This window comes from Micromonospora sp. BL1, from assembly GCF_003667485.1.
Classification (GTDB): Bacteria; Actinomycetota; Actinomycetes; order Mycobacteriales; family Micromonosporaceae; genus Micromonospora; species Micromonospora tulbaghiae.
Genome location: NZ_RCVK01000131.1, coordinates 22,782 through 48,420, shown reverse-complemented (window position 1 = coordinate 48,420; position 25,639 = coordinate 22,782). Strand labels below are relative to the sequence as shown.

General features: G+C 73.1%; 26 protein-coding genes and 1 pseudogene. 13 read left to right on the top strand and 14 right to left on the bottom strand.

The features are described 5' to 3' along the window. Positions 1-180 precede the first annotated feature (180 nt). On the top strand, positions 181-1,227 hold the full coding sequence (locus EAD96_RS02645) for a zinc-dependent alcohol dehydrogenase family protein (protein ID WP_121683133.1): 1,047 nt from the start codon (positions 181-183) through the stop codon (positions 1,225-1,227). A gap of 62 nt (positions 1,228-1,289) precedes the next feature. On the opposite strand, the gene EAD96_RS02640 is transcribed toward EAD96_RS02645, so the two are convergent. Next, complete coding sequence (locus EAD96_RS02640; RefSeq protein WP_121683132.1) at positions 1,290-4,520, bottom strand: Ig-like domain-containing protein; 3,231 nt, start codon at positions 4,518-4,520, stop codon at positions 1,290-1,292. 255 nt (positions 4,521-4,775) lie between these two features. Next, positions 4,776-5,327, bottom strand: coding sequence for a winged helix-turn-helix domain-containing protein (locus EAD96_RS02635; protein WP_120570770.1), 552 nt, complete (start codon positions 5,325-5,327; stop codon positions 4,776-4,778). Between the two features lie 259 nt (positions 5,328-5,586). On the opposite strand from EAD96_RS02635, the gene EAD96_RS02630 reads away from it, so the two are divergent. Continuing rightward, positions 5,587-9,984, top strand: coding sequence for a S8 family serine peptidase (locus tag EAD96_RS02630; protein WP_121683131.1), 4,398 nt, complete (start codon positions 5,587-5,589; stop codon positions 9,982-9,984). A gap of 151 nt (positions 9,985-10,135) precedes the next feature. On the opposite strand, the gene EAD96_RS02625 is transcribed toward EAD96_RS02630, so the two are convergent. Continuing rightward, a complete protein-coding gene (locus tag EAD96_RS02625) occupies positions 10,136-10,627 on the bottom strand; it encodes a winged helix-turn-helix domain-containing protein (protein ID WP_120570772.1) in 492 nt (163 codons plus the stop codon). Between the two features lie 242 nt (positions 10,628-10,869). On the opposite strand from EAD96_RS02625, the pseudogene EAD96_RS31395 reads away from it, so the two are divergent. Next, positions 10,870-11,103 (top strand): annotated as a pseudogene (locus tag EAD96_RS31395) (hypothetical protein); the annotation flags it as partial. A 30-nt stretch (positions 11,104-11,133) separates the two neighbouring features. Here EAD96_RS31395 and EAD96_RS02615 read toward each other — a convergent pair. Next, entirely contained in the window at positions 11,134-12,168 is a 1,035-nt protein-coding gene (locus tag EAD96_RS02615) for a sigma-70 family RNA polymerase sigma factor (RefSeq protein WP_120570773.1), read from the bottom strand. 96 nt (positions 12,169-12,264) lie between these two features. Here EAD96_RS02615 and EAD96_RS02610 point away from each other — a divergent pair, with 96 nt between their 5' ends. Both EAD96_RS02610 and EAD96_RS02605 read left to right on the top strand, forming a co-directional pair. Then, a complete protein-coding gene (locus EAD96_RS02610) occupies positions 12,265-13,092 on the top strand; it encodes an alpha/beta fold hydrolase (protein ID WP_121683130.1) in 828 nt (275 codons plus the stop codon). Positions 13,093-13,160: 68 nt separating this feature from the next. Next, positions 13,161-13,388 (top strand): hypothetical protein, encoded by a 228-nt coding sequence (locus EAD96_RS02605; protein WP_120570774.1) that lies wholly within the window; start codon positions 13,161-13,163, stop codon positions 13,386-13,388. 52 nt (positions 13,389-13,440) lie between these two features. Here the strand turns inward: EAD96_RS02605 and surE are convergent, their stop codons facing one another. The 6 genes from surE to EAD96_RS02575 form a co-directional block, all read right to left on the bottom strand. Then, positions 13,441-14,271: a 5'/3'-nucleotidase SurE gene (gene surE / locus EAD96_RS02600; RefSeq protein ID WP_121683129.1), complete on the bottom strand. Its 831-nt coding sequence runs from the start codon at positions 14,269-14,271 to the stop codon at positions 13,441-13,443. Further along, positions 14,261-15,202, bottom strand: a complete 942-nt coding sequence (locus tag EAD96_RS02595) for a 1-phosphofructokinase family hexose kinase (protein ID WP_233585377.1) — start codon at positions 15,200-15,202, stop codon at positions 14,261-14,263. The genes surE and EAD96_RS02595 overlap by 11 nt, the downstream gene beginning before the upstream one ends. A gap of 42 nt (positions 15,203-15,244) precedes the next feature. After that, on the bottom strand, positions 15,245-15,457 hold the full coding sequence (locus EAD96_RS02590) for a hypothetical protein (RefSeq protein ID WP_121683128.1): 213 nt from the start codon (positions 15,455-15,457) through the stop codon (positions 15,245-15,247). Positions 15,458-15,666: 209 nt separating this feature from the next. Then, positions 15,667-16,620, bottom strand: a complete 954-nt coding sequence (locus EAD96_RS02585) for an FAD-dependent oxidoreductase (RefSeq protein WP_121683127.1) — start codon at positions 16,618-16,620, stop codon at positions 15,667-15,669. 70 nt (positions 16,621-16,690) lie between these two features. Then, positions 16,691-17,602 (bottom strand): CU044_5270 family protein, encoded by a 912-nt coding sequence (locus EAD96_RS02580; RefSeq protein WP_121683126.1) that lies wholly within the window; start codon positions 17,600-17,602, stop codon positions 16,691-16,693. Beyond that, positions 17,595-18,209 carry an RNA polymerase sigma factor gene (locus tag EAD96_RS02575; RefSeq protein ID WP_120570779.1) on the bottom strand — a complete coding sequence of 205 codons (615 nt, stop codon included), beginning with the start codon at positions 18,207-18,209 and terminating at the stop codon, positions 17,595-17,597. The genes EAD96_RS02580 and EAD96_RS02575 overlap by 8 nt, the downstream gene beginning before the upstream one ends. A gap of 178 nt (positions 18,210-18,387) precedes the next feature. Between EAD96_RS02575 and EAD96_RS02570 the strand changes: the two genes are divergently transcribed. The 6 genes from EAD96_RS02570 to EAD96_RS02545 are packed head-to-tail and all read left to right on the top strand — an operon-like array spanning position 18,388 to position 21,220. Beyond that, positions 18,388-18,801: a YbaB/EbfC family nucleoid-associated protein gene (locus EAD96_RS02570; protein ID WP_121683125.1), complete on the top strand. Its 414-nt coding sequence runs from the start codon at positions 18,388-18,390 to the stop codon at positions 18,799-18,801. Beyond that, complete coding sequence (locus EAD96_RS02565; RefSeq protein WP_091423449.1) at positions 18,798-19,127, top strand: hypothetical protein; 330 nt, start codon at positions 18,798-18,800, stop codon at positions 19,125-19,127. The genes EAD96_RS02570 and EAD96_RS02565 overlap by 4 nt, the downstream gene beginning before the upstream one ends. A 3-nt stretch (positions 19,128-19,130) precedes the next feature. Next, a complete protein-coding gene (locus EAD96_RS02560; protein ID WP_120570781.1) occupies positions 19,131-19,625 on the top strand; it encodes a hypothetical protein in 495 nt (164 codons plus the stop codon). Then, entirely contained in the window at positions 19,618-20,145 is a 528-nt protein-coding gene (locus EAD96_RS02555; protein ID WP_120570782.1) for an endonuclease, read from the top strand. The genes EAD96_RS02560 and EAD96_RS02555 overlap by 8 nt, the downstream gene beginning before the upstream one ends. Then, positions 20,142-20,687, top strand: a complete 546-nt coding sequence (locus EAD96_RS02550; RefSeq protein WP_121683124.1) for an SUKH-4 family immunity protein — start codon at positions 20,142-20,144, stop codon at positions 20,685-20,687. Before EAD96_RS02555 ends, EAD96_RS02550 begins: the two co-directional genes overlap by 4 nt. Next, positions 20,684-21,220 (top strand): SUKH-4 family immunity protein, encoded by a 537-nt coding sequence (locus tag EAD96_RS02545; RefSeq protein ID WP_120570784.1) that lies wholly within the window; start codon positions 20,684-20,686, stop codon positions 21,218-21,220. Before EAD96_RS02550 ends, EAD96_RS02545 begins: the two co-directional genes overlap by 4 nt. 2 nt (positions 21,221-21,222) lie before the next feature. Here EAD96_RS02545 and EAD96_RS02540 read toward each other — a convergent pair whose 3' ends face one another. Further along, entirely contained in the window at positions 21,223-22,116 is an 894-nt protein-coding gene (locus tag EAD96_RS02540) for a hypothetical protein (RefSeq protein ID WP_121683123.1), read from the bottom strand. A 47-nt stretch (positions 22,117-22,163) separates the two neighbouring features. Next, positions 22,164-22,778 (bottom strand): dihydrofolate reductase family protein, encoded by a 615-nt coding sequence (locus EAD96_RS02535; RefSeq protein ID WP_121683122.1) that lies wholly within the window; start codon positions 22,776-22,778, stop codon positions 22,164-22,166. A 160-nt stretch (positions 22,779-22,938) separates the two neighbouring features. Here EAD96_RS02535 and EAD96_RS02530 point away from each other — a divergent pair, with 160 nt between their 5' ends. Further along, on the top strand, positions 22,939-23,301 hold the full coding sequence (locus EAD96_RS02530) for a hypothetical protein (RefSeq protein WP_043325166.1): 363 nt from the start codon (positions 22,939-22,941) through the stop codon (positions 23,299-23,301). Positions 23,302-23,348: 47 nt separating this feature from the next. On the opposite strand, the gene EAD96_RS02525 is transcribed toward EAD96_RS02530, so the two are convergent. Further along, on the bottom strand, positions 23,349-24,086 hold the full coding sequence (locus tag EAD96_RS02525) for a VOC family protein (protein ID WP_121683121.1): 738 nt from the start codon (positions 24,084-24,086) through the stop codon (positions 23,349-23,351). Positions 24,087-24,230: 144 nt separating this feature from the next. On the opposite strand from EAD96_RS02525, the gene EAD96_RS02520 reads away from it, so the two are divergent. Further along, positions 24,231-24,656, top strand: a complete 426-nt coding sequence (locus EAD96_RS02520) for an iron chaperone (protein WP_091423431.1) — start codon at positions 24,231-24,233, stop codon at positions 24,654-24,656. Positions 24,657-24,668: 12 nt separating this feature from the next. Here the strand turns inward: EAD96_RS02520 and EAD96_RS02515 are convergent, their stop codons facing one another. Then, entirely contained in the window at positions 24,669-25,622 is a 954-nt protein-coding gene (locus tag EAD96_RS02515) for an FAD-dependent oxidoreductase (RefSeq protein ID WP_121683120.1), read from the bottom strand. Between the last annotated feature and the right edge of the window lie 17 nt (positions 25,623-25,639).

The window sequence follows — 25,639 nt, the reverse complement described above, 5'->3', positions numbered from 1 at the left end:
CTCGTACCAAGATCAAGGGCTGCTCCCGGGATACGTGACGAGGGGACATGACGCGCCTGGGACCGGCCCTCGTCGGCGATCTTGCACTTTCTGCCCGTTCAGATGGGACATCTGCGACATCTACCGGGCCGCAAGTGCAAGATCGCGGGGAGCGGGCGGGCGGGGTGTGAGGATCGGGGCATGCGTGCGGTGGTGTTCGAGCGGTTCGGGGTGCGGCCGGAGGTCCGGGAGGTGGACGATCCGGTGCCGGCGCCGGACGGGGTGGTCGTCCGGGTCGGCGCGACCGGCCTGTGCCGCAGTGACTGGCACGGCTGGCAGGGCCACGACCCGGACATCCAAGTGCCACACGTACCGGGGCACGAGTTCGCCGGTGTCGTCGTGGCGGCCGGCGCGGACGTACGCGGGTGGCGGCCCGGCGACCGGGTGACCGCTCCGTTCGTCTGCGCGTGCGGGCGGTGCCCCTCGTGTCTCGCGGGTGACCAGCAGGTCTGCGAGCGGCAGACCCAGCCGGGCTTCACCGGGTGGGGCTCGTTCGCCGAGCTGGTCGCGGTGCGGCACGCCGACGTGAACCTGGTCCGGCTGCCGGACGAGCTGGACGAGGCGGCAGCCGCCGCGCTCGGCTGCCGGTTCGCCACCGTGTTCCGGGCCGTCGTGGCGCAGGGCCGGGTGGCGGCGGGCGAGTGGGTCGCAGTGCACGGCTGCGGCGGCGTCGGCCTGTCCGCGGTCATGGTCGCGGCGGCGAGCGGCGCGCGGGTGGTGGCCGTCGACGTGTCGCCCGGCGCGCTGGAGCTGGCCCGCCGCAGCGGTGCCGCGGTGTGCGTGGACGCGAGCACGCTCGGCGGTCCCGGCGAGGTGGCCGCCGCGATCCGGGAGGCCACCGGTGGGGGCGCCCACCTGTCGCTGGACGCGCTCGGCAGTCACGCCACCTGCGTGGCGTCGATCGAGGGCCTGCGCCGGCGCGGCCGGCACGTGCAGGTCGGGCTGCTGCCCGCCGCGCAGGGCCGGCCCGCGCTGCCGATGGACCTGGTGATCGCGTACGAGCTGGAGCTGCGCGGCAGCCACGGCATGCCGGCGCACGCGTACCCGGAGATGCTGCGGCTGGTCACCGCCGGGGTGCTGCGCCCGGCCGAGCTGGTCACCCGCACCGTCGACCTGGACGCCGCGCCGGATGCGCTGGCCACCATGGACCGGCCGGCCACGGCCGGGATGTGCCTGATCCGTCCCTGAACGGGCACGGGCCGGCCCGGCGCCGGGAGACCCGGCGGGGACCGGCCCGCGAAGCCGTCCGGTCAGTCGGTGACGGTCACCGTGACGGTGCGGGGCGGCTGCTGGTACTGCCCCCGGTTGTCCATGCCGCGGATCGTCACCGTGTACGTGCCGGCCGGGATCACCGGCGACGTGTACGCGAAGTTCGATCCCGGCGAGCCCGGGCTGGTGAGGAACGTGGCGATCCACGGCCAGCTGGTCGGCGCGCCCGCCCGGCCGAACGTGCCGGCCGAGTTCATGCCCTGCCCGGCGCTGTTGCCGATCTGCACCTCGACCTTCTGCATCCCGCCGTCGTCCACCGCCCGGCCGCTGATCACGATCCGGCCGCCGGTGTACGCCTGCCCGTCGACCGGCGTGATGCTCGGCTCCAGCGTCGGGTCGGTGTCACCCGGGTAGACGAGGTACCGGGCGGTCGCCCCGTTCGTCGAGTTGTCCTGCTGACCCGCGGTGTCCACGGCCCACGCCTCGACGCTGTACGTGCCCCGGGTGGGCAGGTCGATCGACAGCGTGAACGCGGTGCTGGTCGCGCCGGGCGCGGCGAGCGTCGCGTCGACTGTGGCGAACGCGGCGGCCATGGTGCCGTTGGGCTGCACGTACCGGCCGGTGTCGAGGTCGCGCAGCGCGATCCGGACCGCCCGGACCCCCTTGTCGTCGGTGGCGGTGCCGGCCAGGTCCAGGTGCAGCTGGTCGATGTCCTGGTTGGTGCCGGTGAAGCTGAGCAGCCCGTTCGGGAAGGCGTCGCCTGGCACCTGGGCGGTGACGGTGAGCCGGCCCATGTTGGTGCTGGACGTGGTCAGGCCGAGCTTGTCGGTCGCCCGTACCCGGAAGTCGTAGACGCCGGGGGTGAGCGGCACCGTGGTGAACGACCAGTCGAACGTCGCGGCGTCGAGGTTCGTCGGGGAGATCCGGTGGTAGCCGGCGACCGAGTCGGCGCCCCACGTGCCGTCGCTGGCGAGCGCCTCACGGGTGGTGTTGTTGCGCAGGTAGATCTCGACCGACTTGAGGGCGTCGTCGTCGTTCGCCGTACCGGCGAACGTGACCGCGCCGCCGGGCGCGACGGTGAACGGCGCCGGGTTGCCCGGCGGGGTCATCGCCACCGGCGAGGTGATCGCCACCGTCGGCGGTACGCCGTTGGCGGAGACGGTCCAGTCGCGGGTGTCGCCGCGCAGGTCGCTCTGCCCGGTCGTGTCGACGGCGGTGGCGGTCATCTTCCACTGCCCCTCGACGGGCAGCGTGACCTCGTACTGCCAGGAGGTGGACGTCGCGCCGATCACGTCCGGCTCGCCGCGGAAGGTGTTGTAGACCGCGGCGACCGTGCCGTCGTCCTGGAGGTACCGGTTGTCCGCCGTGCGGAACGAGTAGATGAGCGAGTTGACGCCCTTGTCGTCGGTGGCGGTGCCCGAGGCCACGAACGTCTGCGTGGCGAGCAGGCCTGCGGCCGGCGAGTTGATCCGGGTCGTCGGCGGCAGGTCGTCGAAGCGGAACGCCTCGATCTTCTTGACCGCCTTGGTGGTGTCGCCGGCGCCGTTGCGGTCGAACGTCTTGGCCTGCAACTGGTAGACGCCGGCCGGCAGCGTCACCGGCAGGCTCCACGTGGTGGAGGTGGCGTTCGGCGCGGCCACAGTCGTGTTGATCGCCTTGAACGCGCCCCAGGTGGTCAGGTCGGCCTGGAGGTACTTGCCGCTGTTGCGGTCCTGGATCTCCAGCTGGACGCGGGCCACGCCGGCCAGGGCGAGCGCCTGGCCGCTGATCGTGAACGACTCGCCGGCCGGCTTCACCGCACCCTCGATCGGCGTGGTGACAGTGGTGTCCAGCGCCGCCGGCGTGGGCTCCTTGGAGAGGTCGAAGAAGGCCACCCGGCCGGTGGTCTTGCCGCCCTTGACGTTGCCGTCGCCGCCGACGAGCAGGCCGCGCGAGGTGGCGAGCATCGCCTTCTCGCCCTCGTACGAGTTGGAGCCGGGGTTCCACTCCAGCGCGGTGCCGGTGAGCGGGTCCAGCGCACCGAGGTGGTCGCGGCGGACCACCTGGTCGCCGAGGCCGTAGCCGCTGAGCCCCTGGCCGGTGCCGTAGCCGACGTTGTCCAGGCCGGGCCACGGCACGTTCGACGTGGGCGACTCCTGCCAGCTGAAGTGGCCGCCGACGTAGACGGCGGTGTCGGTGATCGCGACCGAGTAGATGCTGTCGAAGTGCCGGGAGATCCAGAGCGGTTCGACGTGGTCGTTACCGGTCAGCGGGTACGCGATGGCGGTGTCGTTGATCGGCGGACGGTCGCCGCCGGAGCCGCTGGTGACCACGAAGTACGAGTCGTCCGGCGCGATGTCACCGGCGAAGACCCGCTGGATGCCGCCGACGAAGGAGAGGTTGTCCTCCCACAGCCGGGTACGCCACGGCAGCAGCGCCTTGTTGGCCGTACCGATGAGGGCCACGCCGTAGCGGTCCTGGCCGGCGATCTGGCGGCCGGTGTGCACGACCAGCAGCTTGCTGCGGTCGTGGGTGAGCTTGAGCTGCTGCACGGTGAGCATGCCGCCGACGCCGATGCCGCCGGTGACCGGCAGGTTGAAGCCGGTGTCGACGGCGCCGGTGGTGGGGTTGAGCGCGGCCAGGCCGCTGCGGGCGACCCCGTTGACGGTGGCGAACTGGCCGCCGACGTAGACGGCGTTGCCGCTGACCGCGAGCGCGGTGGCCCGCGCGTTGGCGGTGGCGGTGAACGCGGCGACCGGCGCGCCGGTGGTCGGGTTCAGCCGGGCGATCTTGCGCTTGGTGACGCCGTTGATCGTGTTGAACGAGCCGGCGATGTAGAGCGACGAGCCGTCCGGCGACGCCTCCACCGCGGCGACCGCGCCGTCGACGACCGGCTTGAAGCCGGTGTCCACCTTGCCGGTGTCCAGGTTGTACGACGCCAGGGACCGCTGCGCGATGGTGGACCCGCCGACGTTCGCGATCGAGGTGAACGTGCCGGCGATGAAGACGCGGTTGCCGATCACCTCGATGTCGGTGATCTCGCCGTTGTTGATCCGCGGCGTGTCGGTGCGGGGCGTGGTCGGCATCAGCCGGGTGTCCCCGGGGGTGACCAGCGCACGGGTCGCGGTGGTGCGCGCGGCGCCCAGCGCGGCGCTGCTTCCGGTCGCCTGTGCGCCGGTCTGGCCGGCCACGCCGGCGTCCCGCACGGTGACGGTGGCGGCGAGCGCCGGCACTCCCGCCACCACGATCGCGCCGGTGGCGAGCACCGCCACCGCGCGAAGCCAAACTCGCATCGAGACAACTCTCCCTGTCCGCCGGGACGGCCCCCTCGGGTGATTCCCGAGTCCCCTCCGTCCGCGTGCCGGACGCCACCGTAGGAGGCAAAGACCTCTCGCGATACGTGCCGCACCGGTAATCGACCGGTCGCCATCAATTCCGGCCACACCGGCAGCGCGGCTCCACCGATCGGGTCACCGGCTGTCACCGTCCGGCCGTGCGCCCGCCCGGTCCGCGACGTGCGGTCTTCCACAGCGGAACCGAGGGGTGAGTCAGTCGCCCCGTACCCGGGGGTGGCGGTGGTCGGTGAGCCGCAGGCCGACGCCGCGTACCGCCGCGATGGTGACGCCGGTGCCCAGTTCGTCGAGCTTGCGGCGCAGCCGCTTGACCAGGGACTGCACGTCGGCCCGGCCGTGTGTCGGCGCGTCGTGCCAGACCGTGTGGTGCAGTTCGGCGTAGCTCCACACCCGTACCGGCTCGGCGGTCAGGCAGGTCAGCAGGTCACGCTCCAGCCGGGTCAGGGCGGTCTCGCGGTTGCCCCACCGGGCGGTCGACCGGGCCGCGTCGATCACCAGCGCGCCGTCCGGCGCGGGCCTGTCCCTGGGTACGGGCCGGGCCGGCGCGCCGGCCGGGGCCGGCGCGTCCGTGATCAACTCGCGTAGCTCGTCCAGATCGGCGACCATCAGAAGGGGCGCGACGCCGTCCAGCAGCTCGGTCAGCCGCAGCCGCTCGGCCGGGGACGACGTCACCCCGATGACGAGCGAGAAGGGGTGCTCCGGCGGGTCGGTGCCGGAGTTCGCCGCGTTCGTGCCGTCAGTCGTCACCGCGCCCCACCGTGACAAAAACTGTCAACAGGCCGCCCGATCCGGGGGCCTGTTGGTGACATGTTGCTCACGTACGGTCATTGATCGTTCGTCACTGTCGATCATAGTGTCCACTCAGGCGTCCGGCGCAGACCCGCACGGCGCCTAGGGGGCCTGGGGGGTTCTTTTCACACCGGTGTCGTAGTCGGGAGAGCATGTCTCCTGGCCCTTCTGCCATGGCTCGATCATCCGCGGGTCATCGGAACAGGAGGCAGCACCGATGCTGAGACGTCCACACAGATGGGGCCCGGCCCGGCGGCTGGTGAGCGCGGGCGCGGCCCTGGTGCTCGCGGCCACCGCGCTGGCCGCGACCGGCACGGCGGCACAGGCCGGGACCGGCGCGGGCGCGTCGGCCGGCGACAAGATCCGTCCCGAACTCACCCGCCAGCTCCAGGGCAAGAGCGAGGGCGACTTCTGGATCCACTTCGGCGCCAAGGCGGACCTGAGCAAGGCCGCCGCGATCAAGGACTGGAACGAGCGCGGCGCCGCCGTCGCCGCGGCGCTGAAGAAGACCGCCGCCGACAGCCAGTCGAAGATCCGCGCCGAGCTGGACCGCTCGGGCACGAAGTACCAGACCTTCTGGGCGACGAACGCCATCAAGGTCACCGACGGCTCGCTGACCATGGCGCAGAACTTCGCCGCCCACTCCGAGGTGGACGGCCTGTACGCACCGGTGGAGTACAAGCTGCCGGAGACCACCCCGGGCACCGACGAGAAGTCCGCGAACGCCCTGGAGTGGGGCATCGCCAACATCAACGCCGACGACGTCTGGTCCCAGTACGGCGTCAAGGGCGCCGGGATCACCGTGGCCAGCATCGACAGCGGCGTCCAGTTCAACCACCCGGCGCTGGTGAACGCCTACCGGGGCAACAACGGTGACGGCACCTTCGACCACGACTACAACTGGTTCGACGCGGCGGGCGAGTGCGCCACCGCGCCGTGCGACACCGACGGCCACGGCACGCACACCATGGGCACCATGGCCGGCGCCGACGGGGCCAACCAGATCGGTGTCGCCCCCGAGGTCAAGTGGATCGCCGCGAACGGGTGCTGCCCGTCGGACGCCGCGCTGATCTCCTCCGGGCAGTGGATGCTGGAGCCCACCGACCTCAACGGGCAGAACCCGGACGCCAGCAAGCGGCCCAACATCATCAACAACTCGTGGGGCACCACGGCGCCGTCGAACGAGCCGTTCATGGAGGACGTCACCGACGCCTGGACCGCCTCCGGCATCTTCGGCGTCTGGTCCAACGGCAACAACGGCCCGTCCTGCCAGACCAGCGGCTCGCCGGGCAGCCTGGCGAGCAACTACTCGGCCGGCGCGTACGACGTCAACAACAACATCGCCAGCTTCTCGTCCCGGGGCACCGGGCAGAACGGCGAGATCAAGCCGAACATCTCGGCGCCGGGCGTGAACGTGCGCTCCAGCGTGCCGACCAACTCGTACGCCAGCATCAGCGGCACCTCGATGGCGGCGCCGCACCTGGCCGGCGCGATCGCGCTGCTCTGGTCGGCGGCGCCCACGCTGGTCGGCGACGTCACGGCGACCCGCGCGCTGCTCAACGACACGGCGATCGACAAGGGCGACTCGCAGTGCGGCGGCACCACCGACGACAACAACGTCTACGGTGAGGGCCGCCTGGACGCGCTCGCGCTGCTCGCCGCCGCCCCCATCGGGGACAACGGCACGCTGGCCGGCAAGGTCACCGACGCCGCCACCGGCGCCGGGATCGCCGGCGCGACCGTCACCCTGACCGGCCCGGCGGACCGCACGCTGACCACCGGCGCGGACGGGACGTACTCCTCGCTCCTGCCGGCCGGCGACTACCAGGTGGTCGTCTCGGCGTTCGGGTACGCGACCCGCACGCTGTCCGCGACGATCACCGCGAACACGACCACCACGCTCGACGTCGCGCTCACCGCGGTGGCGAGCGTCACGGTGAGCGGGCAGGTCACCGACGGTTCCGGGCACGGCTGGCCGCTGTACGCGAAGGTGAGCGTCGAGGGCACGCCGATCTCCGACTACACGACGCCGTCGACCGGCCGCTACAGCCTGTCACTGCCGTCCGGGGCGACGTACCGGCTCACTGTCGAGCCGCAGTACGCCGGCTACCTGACCACCACCAAGGAGGTCACCGTCGGCACGGCCAACGTGACCGCCAACATCGCGGTGCAGGCGAACCCGGAGGCGTGCACCACGGCCCCCGGCTACACCGTCAGCTCCGACGGCGAGTACGAGACGTTCGACGGCACCGGTGTCCCGGACGGCTGGACCGTGGTGGACAACGCCGGCACCGGCCAGGTCTGGGAGTTCACCGACGCCGGTGAGCGCGGCAACCTGACCGGCGGCAGCGGCAACTTCGCCATCATCGACAGCGACAACTACGGCAGCGGCGGGCGGCAGGACACGTCGCTGGTCAGCCCGGTGGTCGACCTGACCGGCGTGACCACGCCGGTGATCCGGTTCAACCAGGACTACAACTGGCTCAACAGCGACCGCGCGGACGTCGACCTGAGCCTGGACGGCGGCACCACGTGGAGCAACGTGCTCCGGCAGGCCGCCGACGTGCGCGGCCCGCGGGTGACCGAGGTGCCGATCCCGCAGGCGGCCGGCCAGTCGCAGGTGCGGGTGCGCTTCCACTACTACGAGGCGAGCTGGGAATGGTGGTGGCAGGTCGACAACGTGCTCATCGGCAGCAAGCTCGTCTGCAAGCCGGTGAACGGCGGCCTCGTCCTCGGCCACGTCCGCGACAAGAACGACAACGGCTACGTCAACGGCGCCACGGTGACCAGCAAGGACCGCCCGGCGGAGAAGGCCACCACAGTCGCCACGCCGGACGACACCGAACTGCCCGACGGCTTCTACTGGATGTTCTCGTCGCTGACCGGGACGCACCCGTTCACCGCCGCCGCCGGCAACTACGTGAGCCAGACCAAGCAGGTGGCGGTCGAGGAGGACTGGGCCACCACGGCCAACTTCCAGCTCGCCGCCGGCCGGCTGTCGGTGAAGCCGACCTCGATCACCGGCACGGTCCGGATGCCCAGCGGGAAGGTCAGCAAGACCTTCACCGTGACCAACACCGGCGGGGCCCCGGTCACCGCCGAGTTCGGTGAGCGCGACGGCGGGTTCGTGCTGCAACGGGCCGACGGCACCCAGTTGTCCGAGCAGGCGCTGCTGGGCTCCACCGGCGCGCCGGTCCAGCGGCTGACCGCCGCCACGTCGTTCGCGGCCCGCTCGTCCGGCAAGTCGTCGAACGCGATCACCGCCGCCGCACCCCAGGCGGACCCCTGGACCACCATCCCGGGCTACCCGGCGAACGTGATGGACAACCGGGTCGTCAACGTCGACGGCACCGTCTACTCCATCGCCGGTGGCGACGGCACCGCGTCGAGCGCCAAGAACTACAGGTACGACCCGATCACCCAGGCGTGGACCGGAATCGCCGACCTGCCGGGCGCGCGTAACGCCATGACGGTCGGCGTGATCGACGGCAAGATCATCGCCACCGGGGGCTGGGGCGCCGCCGGTCCGGACGCCGCCACCTTCTCGTACGATCCGGCGGCGAACACGTGGACCCGCAAGGCCGACAACCCGGCGCCGCGCGCGGCGGCCGGCCAGGCGGTCGCGGGCGGCAAGCTGTACGCGATCGGCGGCTGCACCACCGCGAGCTGCACGCCGATGGCCAACTCGGTGGTCCGGTACGACCCGGGCGCCGACGCCTGGGAGACGCTGCCGGCGTACCCGAAGTCGGTGGCGTTCCTGTCCTGCGGCGGGATCGACGGCACCGTCTACTGCACCGGCGGCAACGACGGAACCACGTCGCAGAAGGTCGGTTACGCCTTCGACCCGGGTGCAGGAGCCTGGACCGCCATCCCGGACGCGCCGGCCGACAGCTGGGCCGCCTCGTACGCGGTCGCCAACGGCAAGCTCCTGGTCGTCGGCGGGTCGCAGGGTGGCGCCATCACCAACGCCGGCTTCGCCTTCGACCCGGCGACCGACTCGTGGGCCAACCTGCCCAACGCCAACGCCCCCCGCTACCGGGGTGGCGCGGCCTGCGGGTTCTACAAGGTCGGCGGTTCGTCGGGCGGCTTCACGGCCACCAAGGACAGCGAGGTCCTGCCCGGCTTCGGCGAGTGCGCCGAGGGCGCGGCCGACGTGAGCTGGCTGACCGTCGACAAGTCGAAGGTCACGCTGGCGCCGGGCGAGAAGGTCACCGTCACGGTCGGCATGACCGCGAACGTCGACCAGCCCGGCACGTACTCCGCGTCCGTGGTGATCAAGGAGAACACCCCGTACACGGTGGAGCCGGTGGCGGTCACCATGATCGCGCAGCCGCCGACCACCTGGGGCAAGCTGTCCGGCACGGTCTCCGGCAAGAGCTGCCAGGGCGCCACCGCGCCGCTGGCGGGCGTGACCGTGCAGGTCGACTCCTGGGCGAACTCGTACACGTTCACCACCGACGCCGAGGGCCGGTACGCCTACTGGATGGACCGGCGCAACAACCCGCTGACGCTGATCGTCGCGAAGGACGGCTGGAAGCCCCAGACGCGCCAGACGAAGATCAACAGCAGCACGCCCACCGTTGAGGACTTCACCCTCTCCCCCACCCGCTGCTGACCCAGCACCCGAAGGACGGCCCGCCCGGCGCACACACACCGGGCGGGCCGTCCCACGTTCCCGGCGATCTTGCACTTACCGCCCCGGCAAGGCACACAAATACCCCACCCCGAGGGACGCAAGTGCAAGATCGACGGCGAGAAGGGGGGCGTCAGGGAGTGAGGCGGAAACCTACGCCTCGCACCGCGTGGATCGTCGCGGGGGCGTCCAGGCGGCCCAGCTTGCGGCGGAGGCGGCGCACCACGGAGTGCATGTCGGAGCGCCGCCCGAGGTGGTCGTTGCCCCAGACGGCGCGGTGCAGCCGGGCGTACGTCCACACCTGGCCGGGCGTGCCGGTCAGGCAGACGATCAGGTCGTGCTCCAGCGGCGTCAACCCGATCTCCCGCTCCCGCCAGCGCAGCACCCGCCGGTCGGAGTCGACGGCCAGATCCCGTCCGGGCGGCTCGGCCGGCGCCTCGTCACTCGCGGGCGGGTGCGGCGCCGGGGCGAGCGCGGGCCGGCGTACCAGGTCCAGGAAGCGGCGGGCCTGATGGGCGCTGGACACGATCAGGAACGACTCGGTGCCGCCGAGCAGTTGGGCGAGCTGCCGGCGCTCGGCCGACGAGGACGCGATGCCGATGACCAAGGACGGGAGCCCTGTCATCCGTTCCCACCTTTCCGGCAGGCCGAACCACAACGCCGGGCGGTCGCCAGGCACGACGTTGCGGAGGCACCTGGCTTGCGGAGTTCGACCCGAGGGGTGTGGGAGCTGCAGTTTCGTGAGGCTTCGGGGTGAACTACCGGGATCATATAGCCGAGCACCGATGATTGGTATAGCAGTTAACGTCGATGTAACTGCCTGCAACAAGGTGTTCGAGGCAAATTGCGCGGGCCGCGCGCGTACCGATGAGAGCCGGGACGTACGGCGGTCCAATGCGTGTGATCACGCACATGCTCTGCCTGGCCGACGGGACGCCGACCCGCGCGGACATCGCGGCCCGCTGCGCCGAACTGGCCGAGGCGCTGCGCGGCCGCGACCGGGGCGTGGTGGTGTGCGACGTGTCCGCGGTGACCGCGCCCGACCTCGTCACGGTCGAGGTGCTGGCGCGGATGCGCCTGACCGCCCGGCGGCTCGGCTGGCGGATGGAGGTACGCGGCGCGGGCGACGACCTACGCGAGCTGGCCGGCCTGCTCGGGCTGGCCGGCGCCCTCCTCCAGCCGGGCGGGCAGCCCGAACAGCGGGAACAGGCGGTCGACGTCGAGGAAGTTGTTGAGCGACGTGATCCGGCCGCCGGAGACGCCGATCACGATCAGCGCCCAGGGCACGTGGCCTGAGCCGTCGGGGTCGCGCCGGTAGTGCCCGAACGCCGGCATCCCGTTGGCCGCGGTCGGCACCAGGCGGGAGCCGCGGCAGCCGCTGCCGGTGCCGGCCATCCACGCCGCGATGTGCTCCGGGCCGCGCAGCCACAGCGGCAGCGGCGGCATCGACAGCGTCGCGTCCTCGTGCAGCAGCGCGGTGAGCGCCGCCAGGTCGTACGCCTCGAAGGCGCGCACGTAGCGGGCGAGCAGCGCCTGCTGCTCGGTGTCCAGCGGCCGGCGCACGTCGGCCTCGGTGTCGGCCGAGGCGATCGTGGCGCGCGCCCGTTGCAGCGCGCTGTTGACGCTCGCCACCGACGTGTCGAGCAGGTCGGCGACCTCCTGGGCCGACCAGGCCAGCACCTCGCGCAGGATCAGCACGGCCCGCTGCTTCGGCGGCAGGTGCTGCAACGCCGCGACGAACGCCAGCCGGACCGACTCCCGGCCGGCGACCACCTCGGCCGGGTCGGCGACCTCGGGCAGCACCCGGTCGTCGGGCGCCGGCCCGAGCCAGATCTGCTCCGGGCGCGGCTCGCCGGGGTGCGTGGCGGTGCCGCTGCCCGCCGGACCGAGGTCCATCGGCCGGATCCGGCGCTGCGCGCTGGTGGACATGGTGAGGCAGACGTTCGTCGCGATCCGGTAGAGCCAGGTCCGCAGCGCGGACCGCCCCTCGAACTTGTCGAAGTTGCGCCAGGCCCGGACGAAGGTGTCCTGCACCGCGTCCTCGGCCTCGAAGGCCGAACCCAGCATCCGGTAGCAGTAGCCGGTCAGCTCCGACCGGTACGCCTCGAGTTGCGCCTCGACGGGGACGCTCGCCACCTCGCTCACCTGGCTGAAACTAGCCCACATGCTGCGTCGACGCGAGCACGTTCGAGCCCGTGCCGATGAGTACGCCCCGCCCGCCCGGTCCAACAGTGGTCAGGTCACCACGTCCGAGGAGCACCGATGACCACAGCGCAGCGCGACGAGACCCACGCCCCGGGGCGGTACGCCGACGTCAACGGCGTGCACCTCTACTACGAGACGCACGGCGAAGGCCGGCCGATGATCCTGCTGCACGGCGGCCTCACCTCGGGTGAGATGTTCGCGCCGATCCTGCCGGCGCTGACCACGAAGCACCAGGTGATCCTGGTGGACCTGCAGGGGCACGGCCGCACCGCCGACGTGGACCGGCCGCTCGACATGGCGCTGATGGCCGACGACGTCGCCGCGCTGATCGACCTCCTGGGCCTGGACCGGCCGGACGTGGTCGGTTTCTCCCTCGGCGGCGGCGTCGCCCTGCACACCGCGTTCCGGCACCCGGAGAAGGTCGGCCGGCTGGTCGCGGCGTCCGCGCACATCCGCCGCGACGCCGTCCACCCGGAGTTGCTGGCGCAGCAGGGCCAGGTCAACGCCGCGGCCGCCGAGTACATGAAGGGCACCCCGATGTACGAGCTGTACCAGCGGGTCGCGCCCCGTCCGGAGGACTTCCCCCGGCTGCTCGACAAGATCGGCGAGGCGATGCGGAAGGACTTCGACTTCACCGAGCAGGTGCGCGCCCTGCGGGTGCCGACGCTCGTCGTCGCCGCCGACGCCGACATGGCCCCGCCGAGCCACTTCGTCGAGGTGTTCGGGCTGCTCGACGGCGGTCGGCGTGACGGCGGCTGGACGGGCGAGGGCCGGCCCGCGGGCGGGCACGCGCTGGCGATCCTGCCGGGCCTGACCCACTACGACATCGACCAGTCGCCGCTGTTCGCCGCGGTCACCCTGGACTTCCTCGACCGGGGCCGCTGACCCCCGCGCGTGTGCCGCGTCCCGTACCGGGGTACCGCTTGCACAGGAGCACCGGTGAGGAGGACGAGATGACCGACCCCAGGTACGCACCGATCGGGCTGGCCGCCGCCGGGCAGCTGGTCCCCGACGACGGACAGACCGGCGGCGGTGAGGTCGTCGGCGCCGACGACGCGGCCGCCGACGCCGCCCGGGCCGGCGCCGACGTGGACCTGTCCCGGGCCGACCGGGACAGCGACGGCACCCCGGTGGGAGCCGCCGACGCCGAGGCCGACCGCAGGCGCGCCGCCGGCGAGTGAACGACCGGTTCCGCCCCGCCATCCGTACCACTGTGGCGGGGCGGAGCCGTCTTCAGCCGTCGACCGGCAGTTCCACGTCGGGCAGGTGCCCGAGCGCCCGGATCGCGGTGACCGCCGCGTACCCGTCGGCCAGCCAGGCGATGTCGGTGCCGGGGACCGCGCGGACCGCGTTCGCCTCCACCGCCGTACGCACGAAGCCCTCACCGCGCTCGGCGACCGACACCTGCACCTGACCGAACGGGGCCAGCGTCGCCTGGCGCAGCCCGGCCACCCGATCGGCCGGCAGGTCGGGCACGTTGAGGTTGAGCACGGTGCCCGGGTGCGCGCCGGCCAGCCAGGGCAGCAGCGTCCCGGCCAGCTCGGCGGCGGTCGACCAGTGGCGGGACTCGTCGTCCACGCTGTCCAGCACCGCGATCGCCGCGCCACCGCTGCCGGCGCTCGCCGCCGCCGGGGTGAGCACGTCGAGCGACACGGCGAGCGCGCGGATGCCGTTGTTGCCGGCGGTCAGCGCCGCGCCCACGGTGCCGGAGTGCAGGACCGCGTGGCCCGCGTTCGCGCCTCGGTTGATGCCGGACAGCAGCAGGTCCGGCACCGGCCCGAACACGCCCAGGCCGGCCAGCACCGCGATATACGCCGGTGAGGCGGCCACCGCGTACGCGGGCACGTCGGGCAGGCCGTCCAGCTCGGTCTCGCGGAACACCAGACGCCCGTCCTCGGTCACCGCCGACAGCGCCGCGCTCATCCCGCTCGCCTCGGCCTCCGGCGCCGCGACCACCACGTCCAGCCCTCGTTCGTACGCGGCCCGGGCCAGCGCGCGGATGCCGGGGGCGTGCACGCCGTCGTCGTTCGTCACCAGCACCCGGGGCGGCCGGTCAGCCGTCATGGTCGCCGCCGTCCAGCGGGGTCAGCCGCACCCGGCCGGCCAGTTCGCGTACCGCCTCGGCCCGGCCGGTGCCGAGCCCGTGCCGGGTCACGTTCAACGCGCCGGCGGCGGCGCCGACGTGCAGCGCCTCCCGCATGTCCCCGCCCCGGGCCAGCACCGCCGCGACCCCGGCGGTCATCGAGTCACCGGCGCCCCGGTGGTCGGCCAGCTCCAGCGGCGGGGCGTGCACCAGCAGCGGCTCGACGTCCTCCGGCAGTGCCAGCGCCGGCTCCCCGGCCCGGCTGATCAGCACCGTCCGCGCGCCGCGCTCCTGGCAGCGGCGGCCGGCGTCGCGCAGCGCCTCGACGCTGTCGTCCTTGGCCAAGCCGTCGTCGAGCAGTTCCTCGTGGCTGACCTTCAGCACGCTCACGCCGCCGTCGAGCACCGCTTCCAGGTACGGCCCGGACAGGTCCGCCACCACCGTCCCGCCGTTGGCGCTCAGGTCGGCGGCGAGCCGGCGGTAGATGTCCGGGTCCACCACACGCGGGTCGGCCGGTCCGCTGAGCACGCTGACCGGGGCGCGCAGCCCTTCGGTGAGCGTCACCGTGTACAGCTCGTCGATGTCGTGCCGCACCATGGGCGCGCCCGGGTGCTCGGCGATCTCGGTCCGTTCACCGTCGCGCCGGTCGTGCACGTACCAGCCGGTGCCGGACTCCCGCCGCACCACCCGTACCGTGACGTCCTCGTCGTCGAGCAGCTTGCGGACCGCGTCGCCGACCTCTCCCCCGAGGCCCACACACATCGTGACCGGTACGCCGAGCGCCGCGATCATCCGGGTCTGCCACACCCCCTGCCCGCCCGGGTGCAGATGCAGCTCGGTCGCCTCGCCCTGCTGCTCGATGGTCACCGTCAACAGCGGGGCCGGGGCGAACACCATCACCTTCTGGTCCATCCGCCAGTGTTGCCCGCTGACCGGCCCCGGTAATCCCCCAGGTCAGCGCGGACGTGCGGCGGCGCGGTGACGCCGCAGGTACGGCAGCGCGAACAGGTAGAGGCCGCTGATCAGGAGCAGGGCGAGCGGGAGCAGCGGCACGTAGGAGACCCACACGATCGGGTCCTTCTGGGCCAGCGCCACGAACGTGACCACGACGGTCACGGTGAAGGCGATGGAGAACCAGCGGTGCAGCTGACGGATGCGCGTGTCCATGGGTCGACGACCTTTCCCCGGTGGCCGCCCCGGTGGGAGGCCCGTGCCGGAAACGCTAGGTCCGCCCAGCCGCGCGACGCTTCTCGATTCCTGACCGGTCCACGCCGCGCTGCTCCTGGTCAGTCAGTGGCCAGCCCGCGCGCCTGAGCGGACAGGTCACTCGCGTCCCGCCCGCGCGCTCCGGCGGGGGGCCGCCCGCGCCGCGACGGTCAGACACTCAGGGCGAGATCGGCGACCTCGGCGGCGCAGCCCCAGGACAGCGTCACCCCCGCGCCGCCGTGCCCGTACGCGTGCACCAGCCGCCGGTCCGCCGCGTCCACCTCGACCCGGGGGCCGCCGTGCCGGGCCGGGCGCAGCCCGATCCGCTCCCCCAGCACCGGCGCGTCCGCGAGCTGCGGCACCAGCGCCACACACCGGCGCCGGATCGCCGCCGCCTCCTCCGGGTCGGGGCGGGTGTGTCCCACCCCCGCCTCGTAGGTGCCGCCGAGCACCACGTCGTGGCGGCGCGGGTGCACGTACGTGATGCCTGCCGGGTCGTCCTCGTCGCGGACCGAGACGGTCAGGCCGGGGTTCGCCACCAGCAGGACGTGCCCGCGCGCCGGGTACACGGCCGGGTCGGCGGCGAGGCGGCCGGCGGCCAGGCCGGTCGCGTTCACCACGACCGGCGCGAACTCGTACGCCTCGGCGAGCGTGCCCAGCGCGCGACGGACGACCCGCCCGCCGCCGGCCTCCAGGCACTGCCGCAGCCAGGTGAGATAGCCGGTCATCTCCACCGACGGGGCGGTGAACCGCAGCAGCGCGGTGTACGGCGGCTCCGCCGGCTCGGCCGTCAGGTCGCCGCAGGCGTCGGCCCACCAGGGCGGCCCGGCGTAGCGGTGGCGCAGCCACATCCGGGTGGGCCGGTCGACCACCCCCGGCACGCCGTCGGCCGCTTGGCGGCGCAGCTCGGCGTGGGTGTCCCGGGCCCAGCGCAGCACCCGGGGATCCTCCTCGGTGTGGCTCGGGTACCAGACCGCGGCGGCCACCGTCGACACCGTGTCGGCGGGGTCGTGGGCGGTCAGCACGGTGACGTGTGCGCCCCGCCGCTGGAGCGTGAGCGCTGTCGTCATCCCGATCACCCCGCCGCCGACCACCACCACGTCCGCCTTCGTCATGACGCCCATGATGGCGCAGGCCCCGGACGCACGACCGGAGCGGGCGGGCCGCCCAGGGAGGCGACCCGCCCGGCGGGCTTCAGCCCTTCTGGCCGACCCGGTCAACGACCGCGACGGACAGCACCGCGGACGTGCCCGCCTCCCCGCCCACGCCGAGGAACGCGTACGTCTGCGGGTCGAACACCATCACCATCAGGGCCGGGTTCCCCGGGGAGGACCAGCTGACGCCCACACCGGAGCGGCCCGCACCGTCGGTGGCCTTCTCCACCACCTTCAGGCCCGGCGTCGCGGCGGCGGCCTCGAACAGCGCGGCCCGCGACCGTGGCCTCAGGTACGAGTCGTTGAGCAGGAACAGCACGTCCTTGGCGGCGGCGTTGACGTCACCGGGCTCGCCGCTGCGGTGCTTGTCCAGGTAGGCGCGCATCGCGGTGGCGTCGGTGGGCACGGCGGGATCGTAGGCGGGCTCCGGCACGCACGGCTCGGTGCCCGGCATGAGCTGCTGACCCTTGTACCCCTTCGCGCGGCCGTCCCGGCAGCCGGGGAGCACGTATTCCTGTCGGCCGCCCGGCGGGTACTCGACGACCAGGCCGTCCCTGGTCCCGTCCACCGACGCCCAGCTCTCCCGCAGCTCCGCGCCGCCCTGCGAGCGCGTGTAGACGAACTGGTCGGGCCGGGGCTCGACGTCCGGCAGCCGCAACGCCGCCGCCGCCGCGTCGCGCAGCACCTGCCGGGCGTCGGCCCGGGCGGCCGGCGCGCTGCCGCCGATCCGGTCCGGCGCCAGCACCAGCACCGCCGCGAGCGACGCCGCCACCGACGCCGTCGCGACGCCGGCGAGGACCAGCCGCCAGGCCGGCCGTCGCGCCCTCCGAACCGGCGCGGCCTCCGTCGCGGTCAGCGCGCCGACCAACCGGGTACGCGCGGCGCCGAGTCGTTCGCCGGCCGGCAGCTCGGTCTCGTCGCCGAGCCGCTGGAGCAGTCTCATCTCATCCATTGCTCAGTACCTCCTCGATGGTGTCGGCCGGTTCGCCGCCGAGCCGTTCCCGCAGCAGCCGGCGCGCCCGGTTCAGCCGGGACCGCACGGTGCCGACCGGGATGGCCAGCGCGGCGGCGACCTCCTCGTACGTCAGGTCCTCCCAGGCGACGAGCAGCAGCACGTCGCGGTCCCCGTCGGCGAGCCCGGCCAGCGCGTCCAGCAGGTGCCGGCGCAGCGACCGCGCGGTCACCTCGGCGGCTACCCGGTCGGCGGGGGACGCCTCGGACGTCGCCGGGTGGTACGCCTGCCGCAGCCGGTACTCCCGTTCCTCGGTGCGCCGCTGCTGGGCGACGAGGTTCGTGGCGATCCCGTACAGCCAGGGGCGGGCGCTCGGGCAGCCGGTGTCGTACCGGTCCCGGCGCCGGAACGCGGCGAGGAACGTCTCCGCGACCAGGTCGTCAGCGGCCGCGGAGCCGAGGCGGCGCGCCAGGTAGCGGTGGATGTGCGGCGCGTGCCGGTCGAAGATCGCGGCGAAGGTCTCCGGCTCCCGCACGGACCGGGCGACGACCTCGGCGTCGGTGAGCGCGCCGACGTCGACATCCTTCGCCCGTCTCAGTCTTCTCATGCGCGGCCTTTCGGCGAGTGGGGACGTGTCACCTGTTGTCCGCTGCTCGCGTCCGGACGGTTCACGCCCGTGACGGTAGGCCGGTCGGGCGGTCCGTCGTGGACCGTGCGGTCGTACGGGGCGGAATCGCTTTGTCCCTCTCGGTTACGCTCGTGGCGTTTGGCCTTGGGGAGGTCTCATGAGTGCGGATCCTTCGATGAGCGGCGACTTCACCCGCATGCTCGACGCGACGATGGCGGCACTTCGGACGGTCGGTCCGCCGCCGGCGGAGGAGGCGGAGACGCCGGCGGTGGGCGAGGCCGCCGACGGGCAGGTACGCGCCGAGATGGGGCACGACGGCAAGCTCCAGTCGCTGCACGTCGAGCCGCGGCTGATGCGGCTCGCCTCCGAGGAGCTGACCGCGCACGTCGTCACCGCCGTGAACGCGGCGATCGACGGGCTGCGGACCGGCCCGGCGCCACAGGTCGCGGACATGTCGCAGTTGCGGGAGCAGTTGCAGGAGGTGCGGGACACCGCCGTACCCCGGCTCGGGTCGTTCCTCGACGCGCTCACCGAGGCGCAGGAGCGGCTGGCGCGCGGCGGGCAGCGATGAGCGGCGACGGCTTCGAGGTGCACCCGCCGCTGATCCGGGCCGCCGGGCGCGGCGTCACCGACCTCGCCAAGCGGTTCAACGGCGAGCTGGAGGCGTTCGAGGCGCGGATGCAGGGCTACGGCGAACCGTGGGGCGCCGACGACATCGGCTCGCTGATCGGCATCGCCTACACCGAGGTGGCGAACTACATCTTCGACTGCGTCGGCATGGCGGCCGACGAGTTCACCTCGGCGGGCGCCGACATCACCGGGATGGCCGACGCGTACGAGCGGGTCGACGAGGACGGCGCGGGCACCATGCGCTCGCTGGCCGGCGGGCTGGGGTGAGCCGTGGGACTGCAACTACCCGGTGAGCTGATCACCGCGCTCGGCTGGATCGGCTACACCTGGCCGCAGGCCGACGAGGAGAAGCTCTTCGAGATGGGCCAGGCGTGGCTCGAGTTCGGCGGCCGGATCGGGGCGGCGGCCGGCGAGGCGGACGCGGTGGCCGCGCAGGTCTGGACGCAGAACGTCGGCCCGGCGATCGCCGCGTTCCAGAAGTGGTGGGGCGGCGAGCAGAACGGGCCGCTGGTGCTGCACGACAGCATGCCCGCGGCCATGCTCCTCGGCGCCGGGCTGATCATCTGCGCGGCGATCGTGCTGGCGCTGAAGATCGCGGTGATCGTGCAGCTCGCCATCCTCGCGTTCCAGGTCGCCCAGGCCATCGCCACGGCCGTGGTCACGTTCGGCGCCTCGCTGGCCGAGATCCCGATCTTCCAGATCATCACCCGGGAGATCGTCGGCGCGCTGATCGACCAGGTCATCGGAAGACTGCTCGATGCCTAGCCCGAAACGCGGCCGGGGCGCCGCCGCGAAACCGGCGGCCGGCAAGATCGTCCGCAAGGCGGTCGAGAAGCTGGAGAAGCCGATCGTCCGGGTCACCGGGCCCAACCACAGCCTGCCCACGAAGGTCGTGCGGGTGGAGCGCCGGGACTTCCACGCCACCGCCCAGTTCCGGCGCAAGATGGCCGCGCTGAAGAAGCTCAGCGACTCCGGCAAGCTCTACAAGGCCACCAACCCGGTGCAGCGCGACAAGAGCATCACCGACGGATACAAGGACCGGATCCGGCAGAAGATCTGGGACAAGTACTGGCCGCACGACAAGGACCTCGCCAACCGGCTCAGTCAACGGCTCAGCGACTACCATCCCGACCACGTGTGGGAACTGCAGCTCGGCGGGCCGGACACCGTCGACAACCTCAAGCTGCTGCATGGTAGAACCAACACGGACATCGGCTCCCAGATCTGGGGGCAGATCCAGAATCTGCCGGACGGAACCCCGATCCGAATAGAGGTAGTGGATTGACTTCCGATCTCGCGCAGCTTCTCGCCGAACTCCGCGCCGACCTGGCCGCCGACGAGCCGGCCAGTCTCGCGTACGGGCAGATCGGCGACCCGGCCGACGCCGGTGACGTGCCGGCGGACCTGCCGGCGGGCCTGCGCGACCTGCTGCTCGCCGCCGACGGCCTGCGGGCCGGCGCGTTCGAGCTGGCCTCGGCCGGCCGGCTCGCGGGTGTGCAGTACTTCCTCGACTACGCGCCCGACTTCTCCCCGATCCCGCAGGACAAGACCGGCTGGCTGGTCGTCGGCACCCGCAGCGACGAGCCGATCTTCCTGGAGCGGGCGACCGGCGCGGTCTGGTACTTCCCGCCGACCGGCACCGAGTGGTTCATGGGCGACGCGTTCGAGGAACTGGCGCCAGACCTCGACTCGTTCGTGCACTACTACGTGCTCGGCCCCGGCTACGCCGAGCTGGTCACCGACGACGACGGGTGGTACGCGTTCCTGGACCGGCAGGGCCTGCTCGACGAGTCGGACGACGTGGACGAGGACGAGGCGCAGCCGTGACCGTCACCCGGGAGCAGCTCACCGCACTCTGGGGTGAGCGGGGCGTCATCTACTTCCCCGACCAGCGTTTCGACGCGATCCTCGGGCCGCTCGGGCCGGAGGTGTTCCCGCCCGACGGGGCGCTTCCGGTCGAGGTGCCGATCCTGTTCACGGTCGACGTCTCGGTACCCGACGTCGAGCTGTTCTCCACGCTGTCGATCGAGCTGGGCGACCAGGGCCCCCGGCCGTACGTCGTGCTGGGCGCCTCCCCGGAGGATCCGGCGCTGCTGTTCTGCCTGGACGCGGGCACCGGCGCGGTGATCCTGCTGGATTTGGAGACACCGAACCTGGAGACGGTGAACAGCACGTTCGCCGCGTTCGTGGAGTTCCTCTACCGGCTCGGGCAGCTCATCGCCACCGACCCGGGCGGGCGGGAGCGGGCCGCGCGCGCGGCAGCGATCCGCGACGACCTGCGCCCGGTCGACCCGGTCGCGTTCGCGGATCCGGAGTCGTGGTGGAACATGGCCTTCGACGAGCTGGAGTCGACCGCCTGACGTCAGCCGGCCGCCGCCGGTGCGGGCACCGCCGCACGGCGCGAACGGGTCAGGCCCGCGACGAGCAGCAGGTACGCGGTCAGCTCCACCGCCGCCGTCAGCGCCGCCACCGGCTGCGGCATCGCCGCGGTGGGTGTGATGGCGTACCAGGCGAACAGCGCGGTGCCGTCGGCGTCCAACGGATGCGGCACCGCGGCCAGCGCCGCGTCGAGCAGCGGCAGCGCGAGCACCGTCAGCAGGGCCGCGCCGGTCACGGCGAGCCGCCGGCCCCGCCCGGCCAGCAGCGCGGCGAGCGCCAGCGCGGCGAGTGCGAGCGCCAGCGGCGGCAGCACCGCGAGGACGAGCGCGGGCACGGCGTCGGCCTGGTCGTACGCCGGGCCGCCCACCCGGGTCAGCGTGGTCTCGGTGCGGACCTCCACGACCCGGGTGCTCGCGGCCACGGCGGCGCCGACGTCGGCGACCCGGACGGCCGCGTACCCGAGGACGGGGGCGGCGGCGACCGCCGCGGCGATCAGGTGCCGGCGCCGTCCACGGCCCCGGAACGCGACCAGCAGCACCGCCACCGCGACCAGCGCAGCCCAGCTGCCGGCGAACGCCGCGTCGAAGCCGGCCGTGACGTCGAAGCCGCTGTCGCCGCTGCCGTACACCGTCCAGCCGAAGTCCCCCGCGCCCGGCTCGGCCGGCATGGTGCGGACCGCGTCCACGACCAGCGGTACGAGCGCCGCCGGCACCGCCCAGCGCAGGGCCGGCAGTCCGGCGGCGACGGCGTAGCCGAGCAGCAGCGCCAGGCTCAGCACCTCGGCGCCGCGCCAGAGCGGGGCGGCCACCAGGACGCCGACGACGTGTGCGACGGCGGACACCGCCGCGAGGATCAGCAGCAGCGGAGCGCGACGCACCGGCGGATCCTTTCACGACACAGCGGCCCGCCGCGGCCCCGTGGTCGTCAGCTCCCGGCCGGCACCTGGTCCTTGACGTCGTCGTAGCCGACCGCGCCCGGCGCCGGCGCCGGGGTGTAGATCACCCGGATCACGCCGGTCGGGTACGCCTCGGTCGCGGCCACCCGCAGGTGGTACGGCGCGTCGCCCTCGTCGAACAGCCGGCGGCCCTTGCGGGCGGCGACGGGGTGCACCAGCAGCCGCAGCTCGTCCACCAGGCCCGCGGCGAGCAGTTGCTGCACGACCGAGATCGACCCGGGGATGAGGATGCCCTTGATGCCGGCGTCGGCCTTGAGCGCGCGCACGGCGTCCACCAGGTCACCCTGGATCAGCTCGGAGTTGCGCCAGGAGAACTCCAGCGGCTGGCGCGAGACGACGACCTTGCGCATGTCGCCGAGCTGCTTGGCGAACGGCGCGTCCTCACCGCCGGCGGCCTCCCGGTCGGGCCAGGCGCCGGCGAAGCTGTCGTACGTCTCCCGGCCGATCAGCAGGACGTCGGACGTGTCGTAGTCCTCGGTGACGGCGCGGCCCATGTTGTCGTCGAAGTACGGGAAGTGCCAGTCGGGGTCGATCTCGGCGACACCGTCGGCCGAGATGAACAGCGTGGAGATGACAGTGGCCATCGCGGTGCTCCCTACCTGTCTGTCTGGGGATGTCGACGGGTGGACCGCCGAGGCTTCGCGAACTCATCGCACCCGCTGTCGATTCTGCGGCCGAAACCCGATGGCCGGTCGCGGCGCGCCGCCGGTACCGTGCCACGACCGTGGCAGAAGGGGGTACGTGATGACGGAGACGACGACGCTGTGGCGCCCGACCGGCCCACGGGAGCTCGACCTCGTCCGCGCCTCCGGCTGGCGGGCCTGGCCGCCGCGGCTGCCGGACCAGCCGATCTTCTACCCGGTGCTCAACGAGCAGTACGCCGTCATGATCGCCCGGGACTGGAACGTGCCGGCGTCCGGCGCCGGCTACGTGACGCGCTTCCACGTCGAGCGCGCGTTCGCCGCCCGCTACCCGGTCCGGCAGGTGGGTGGCCGGGACATCCTGGAGCTGTGGGTGCCGGCCGAGGAGCTCGACGAGTTCAACCGGCACATCGTCGGGCCGATCGAGGTGGTCCACGAGTTCCGGGCGGAGAACCGGCCGGCCTGACCGGCGCCGGGCGGGCGATCGCACCCGCCCGGCGCGCGGTCCGCGGGTCAGCCCGGGGTGAGCAGGCAGAACTCGTTGCCCTCCGGGTCGACGAGCACCCGCCAGTGGATGTCGGCCCCACCCAGGTCGGCGGCGGTGGCGCCGAGCGCCAGCAGCCGGGCCTCCTCGGCGTCCAGGTCGTCGCCCGGGTAGGGGCGGACGTCGAGGTGGACGCGGTTCCAGCCGGTCTTTGCGTCGGTGCTGCGGGCGAACCGCAGGTACGGCCCGACGCCCTTGGCGGAGCGCAGCACGGCCTGCTGGTCGGTCACCTCGTGCACGGTCCAGTCGGTGGCCCGGCTCCAGAAGCCGGCCATGGCGCCCGGGTCGGCGCAGTCGACCACCACCTCGGCGATCGGCCCGGTGTCCGCGTGCCGCGGGTCCGGCTCCCGTACGCAGAACTCGTTGCCCTCCGGGTCGGCCAGGACCGTCCACGGCACGTCGCCCTGACCCACGTCGGCGGGCTTGGCACCGAGCGCGGTCAGGCGCGCGACCACCGCCGCGTGGTGCGCGGCCGAGGTGGTCGCGAGGTCGACGTGGACGCGGTTCTTCGCCGCCTTCGGTTCGGAGGAGACGACGAGGTCGACGTAGAGGAAGCGGGGGTCCGGGTAGGTGAAGCCCTCGGGTTCGAGGTTCGTCACGCCGGGGGCCTCGCTGGAGATCCCCCAGCCGAGCACCTTCGCCCAGAAGCCACCGAGAGTGATCTCGTCGTGGGCCTTCATGTTGATCTGCACGAGCCGCGTTGCCATGGCCGCGATGCTAGGGCCTGGGCCGTGCCGGCGTGGTCCCGGCAGGTGATCAGGAATCGAGAAGCGCACCGTGACCGCCGCGCCATAGCGTTGTCCTCGGGCGGTCGGCACCACGCGGACCGCGAGCCACGAGGGGGAATCGAGATGTCCGACGGTTTCAGCGCCGAGGAACGCGCCGCGATGAAGGAGCGCGCGGCCGAGCTGCGCGCCGAGGGCAAGAAGGGCGCCAAGAAGGCCGACGACCTCCAGGCCGTGCTCGACCGGATCGCGCAGATGGCGCCGGAGGACCGCGAGCTGGCCGAGCGCGTGCACATGACCATCACCTCCGCCGCGCCGGAGCTGGCGCCGAAGACCTGGTACGGCATGCCCGCGTACGCCGACGCGGCCGGCAAGATCGTCGTCTTCTTCCAGGACGCGGGGAAGTTCAAGTACCGCTACTCGACGCTGGGCTTCCAGGAGGCGGCGAAGCTCGACGACGGCGACATGTGGCCGGCGTCGTTCGCGCTGGTGAAGTGGAGCCCGGAGGTGGAGAAGAGGATCACCGAGCTGGTGCGGGCCGCCGTCTCCTGACCGGCGGCCCCGTCAGGCGGCGGGCGCCGCGCCGAGGGCGAGCGCCGCGGCGTCGCGGGCGCAGCCCCAGGACAGCATCACGCCGTTGCCCGCGTGGCCGTAGTTGTGCACGACGAGCGCGTCACCGCGCCGCTCGGCCTCCACGCGCGGCGCCGCCCGGCCGGGGCGCAACCCGACGCGGTGTTCGAGGATCTCGGCGGCGGCCAGGGCGGGTTCGATCGCGACGCACCGGGCGAGGACGTCGGCCTCCTCGGCCGGATCGGGGGTGGTGTCGTCGCTGCGTCGCTGGCCGCCGCCGAGCACCACGTGGTCGCCGTGCGGGAAGATCGACGCCCATGTCGGCGCCATCGGCGCCTCCATGAAGAACCGGTCCAGGCCGGGGTTGCGCACCACGATCCGGGGGCCGCGCACCGGGTGCAGGCCGGTGTCGCCGGTCAGCGTCCGCGCCGCCAGCCCGGCGCAGTTGACCACCACCGGGGCCGACGTCGCCGCCTCGTCGAGCGAGCCCACCGGCGCGACCCGCACCTCACCGCCGGCGTCGCGGAAGCGCTCCAGGAGGTACGCGAGGTAGACCGGCATGTCGACCAGCGGCAGCCGGACGGCGAACGCGGTGCCGAAGCCGGCGGGGCGCTCGTCGTCGCCCAACTGCCGGAAGCCCGGCGCCTGGTCGGCGAACGGGGGCGTCGCCCCTTCCGGCCGGGCGGCGAGCGTGCCGTCGCGCCACGCCACGCCCGGCAGCGGCTCGGCGCCGAGCACCCGCAGCGTCTCGTCGGTCCAGGCGCGCTGCGGGTCGCCGGGTGGGGACAGATTGGGGCCGACCATCGCCCCGGCCAGCGCCGACGTCGTGTGCGCGGGCGGCGCCGCGGTGCGGACGAGCACCCGGGCGCCGCTCTCGACCAGCCGGATGCCGGTGCTGAGGCCGCTCACGCCGGCTCCGAGGACGACGACGTCCGGACGTGCGGTCATGGCGGACTCCCATCGCG

Excerpts from the sequence above, each read along its gene's own strand:
- EAD96_RS02645 (WP_121683133.1), top strand. The coding sequence starts at position 181 with ATGCGTGCGGTGGTGTTCGAGCGGTTCGGGGTGCGGCCGGAGGTCCGG.
- EAD96_RS02570 (WP_121683125.1), top strand. The coding sequence starts at position 18,388 with ATGAGTGCGGATCCTTCGATGAGCGGCGACTTCACCCGCATGCTCGAC.
- EAD96_RS02575 (WP_120570779.1), bottom strand. The coding sequence starts at position 18,209 with ATGAGAAGACTGAGACGGGCGAAGGATGTCGACGTCGGCGCGCTCACC.
- surE (WP_121683129.1), bottom strand. The coding sequence starts at position 14,271 with ATGACGGCTGACCGGCCGCCCCGGGTGCTGGTGACGAACGACGACGGC.
- EAD96_RS02610 (WP_121683130.1), top strand. The coding sequence starts at position 12,265 with ATGACCACAGCGCAGCGCGACGAGACCCACGCCCCGGGGCGGTACGCC.
- EAD96_RS02625 (WP_120570772.1), bottom strand. The coding sequence starts at position 10,627 with ATGACAGGGCTCCCGTCCTTGGTCATCGGCATCGCGTCCTCGTCGGCC.
- EAD96_RS02590 (WP_121683128.1), bottom strand. The coding sequence starts at position 15,457 with ATGGACACGCGCATCCGTCAGCTGCACCGCTGGTTCTCCATCGCCTTC.
- EAD96_RS02605 (WP_120570774.1), top strand. The coding sequence starts at position 13,161 with ATGACCGACCCCAGGTACGCACCGATCGGGCTGGCCGCCGCCGGGCAG.
- EAD96_RS02585 (WP_121683127.1), bottom strand. The coding sequence starts at position 16,620 with ATGGGCGTCATGACGAAGGCGGACGTGGTGGTGGTCGGCGGCGGGGTG.
- EAD96_RS02530 (WP_043325166.1), top strand. The coding sequence starts at position 22,939 with ATGACGGAGACGACGACGCTGTGGCGCCCGACCGGCCCACGGGAGCTC.
- EAD96_RS02615 (WP_120570773.1), bottom strand. The coding sequence starts at position 12,168 with ATGTGGGCTAGTTTCAGCCAGGTGAGCGAGGTGGCGAGCGTCCCCGTC.
- EAD96_RS02520 (WP_091423431.1), top strand. The coding sequence starts at position 24,231 with ATGTCCGACGGTTTCAGCGCCGAGGAACGCGCCGCGATGAAGGAGCGC.
- EAD96_RS02515 (WP_121683120.1), bottom strand. The coding sequence starts at position 25,622 with ATGACCGCACGTCCGGACGTCGTCGTCCTCGGAGCCGGCGTGAGCGGC.
- EAD96_RS02595 (WP_233585377.1), bottom strand. The coding sequence starts at position 15,202 with ATGGACCAGAAGGTGATGGTGTTCGCCCCGGCCCCGCTGTTGACGGTG.
- EAD96_RS02565 (WP_091423449.1), top strand. The coding sequence starts at position 18,798 with ATGAGCGGCGACGGCTTCGAGGTGCACCCGCCGCTGATCCGGGCCGCC.
- EAD96_RS02535 (WP_121683122.1), bottom strand. The coding sequence starts at position 22,778 with ATGGCCACTGTCATCTCCACGCTGTTCATCTCGGCCGACGGTGTCGCC.
- EAD96_RS02630 (WP_121683131.1), top strand. The coding sequence starts at position 5,587 with ATGCTGAGACGTCCACACAGATGGGGCCCGGCCCGGCGGCTGGTGAGC.
- EAD96_RS02580 (WP_121683126.1), bottom strand. The coding sequence starts at position 17,602 with ATGGATGAGATGAGACTGCTCCAGCGGCTCGGCGACGAGACCGAGCTG.
- EAD96_RS02640 (WP_121683132.1), bottom strand. The coding sequence starts at position 4,520 with ATGCGAGTTTGGCTTCGCGCGGTGGCGGTGCTCGCCACCGGCGCGATC.
- EAD96_RS02555 (WP_120570782.1), top strand. The coding sequence starts at position 19,618 with ATGCCTAGCCCGAAACGCGGCCGGGGCGCCGCCGCGAAACCGGCGGCC.
- EAD96_RS02525 (WP_121683121.1), bottom strand. The coding sequence starts at position 24,086 with ATGGCAACGCGGCTCGTGCAGATCAACATGAAGGCCCACGACGAGATC.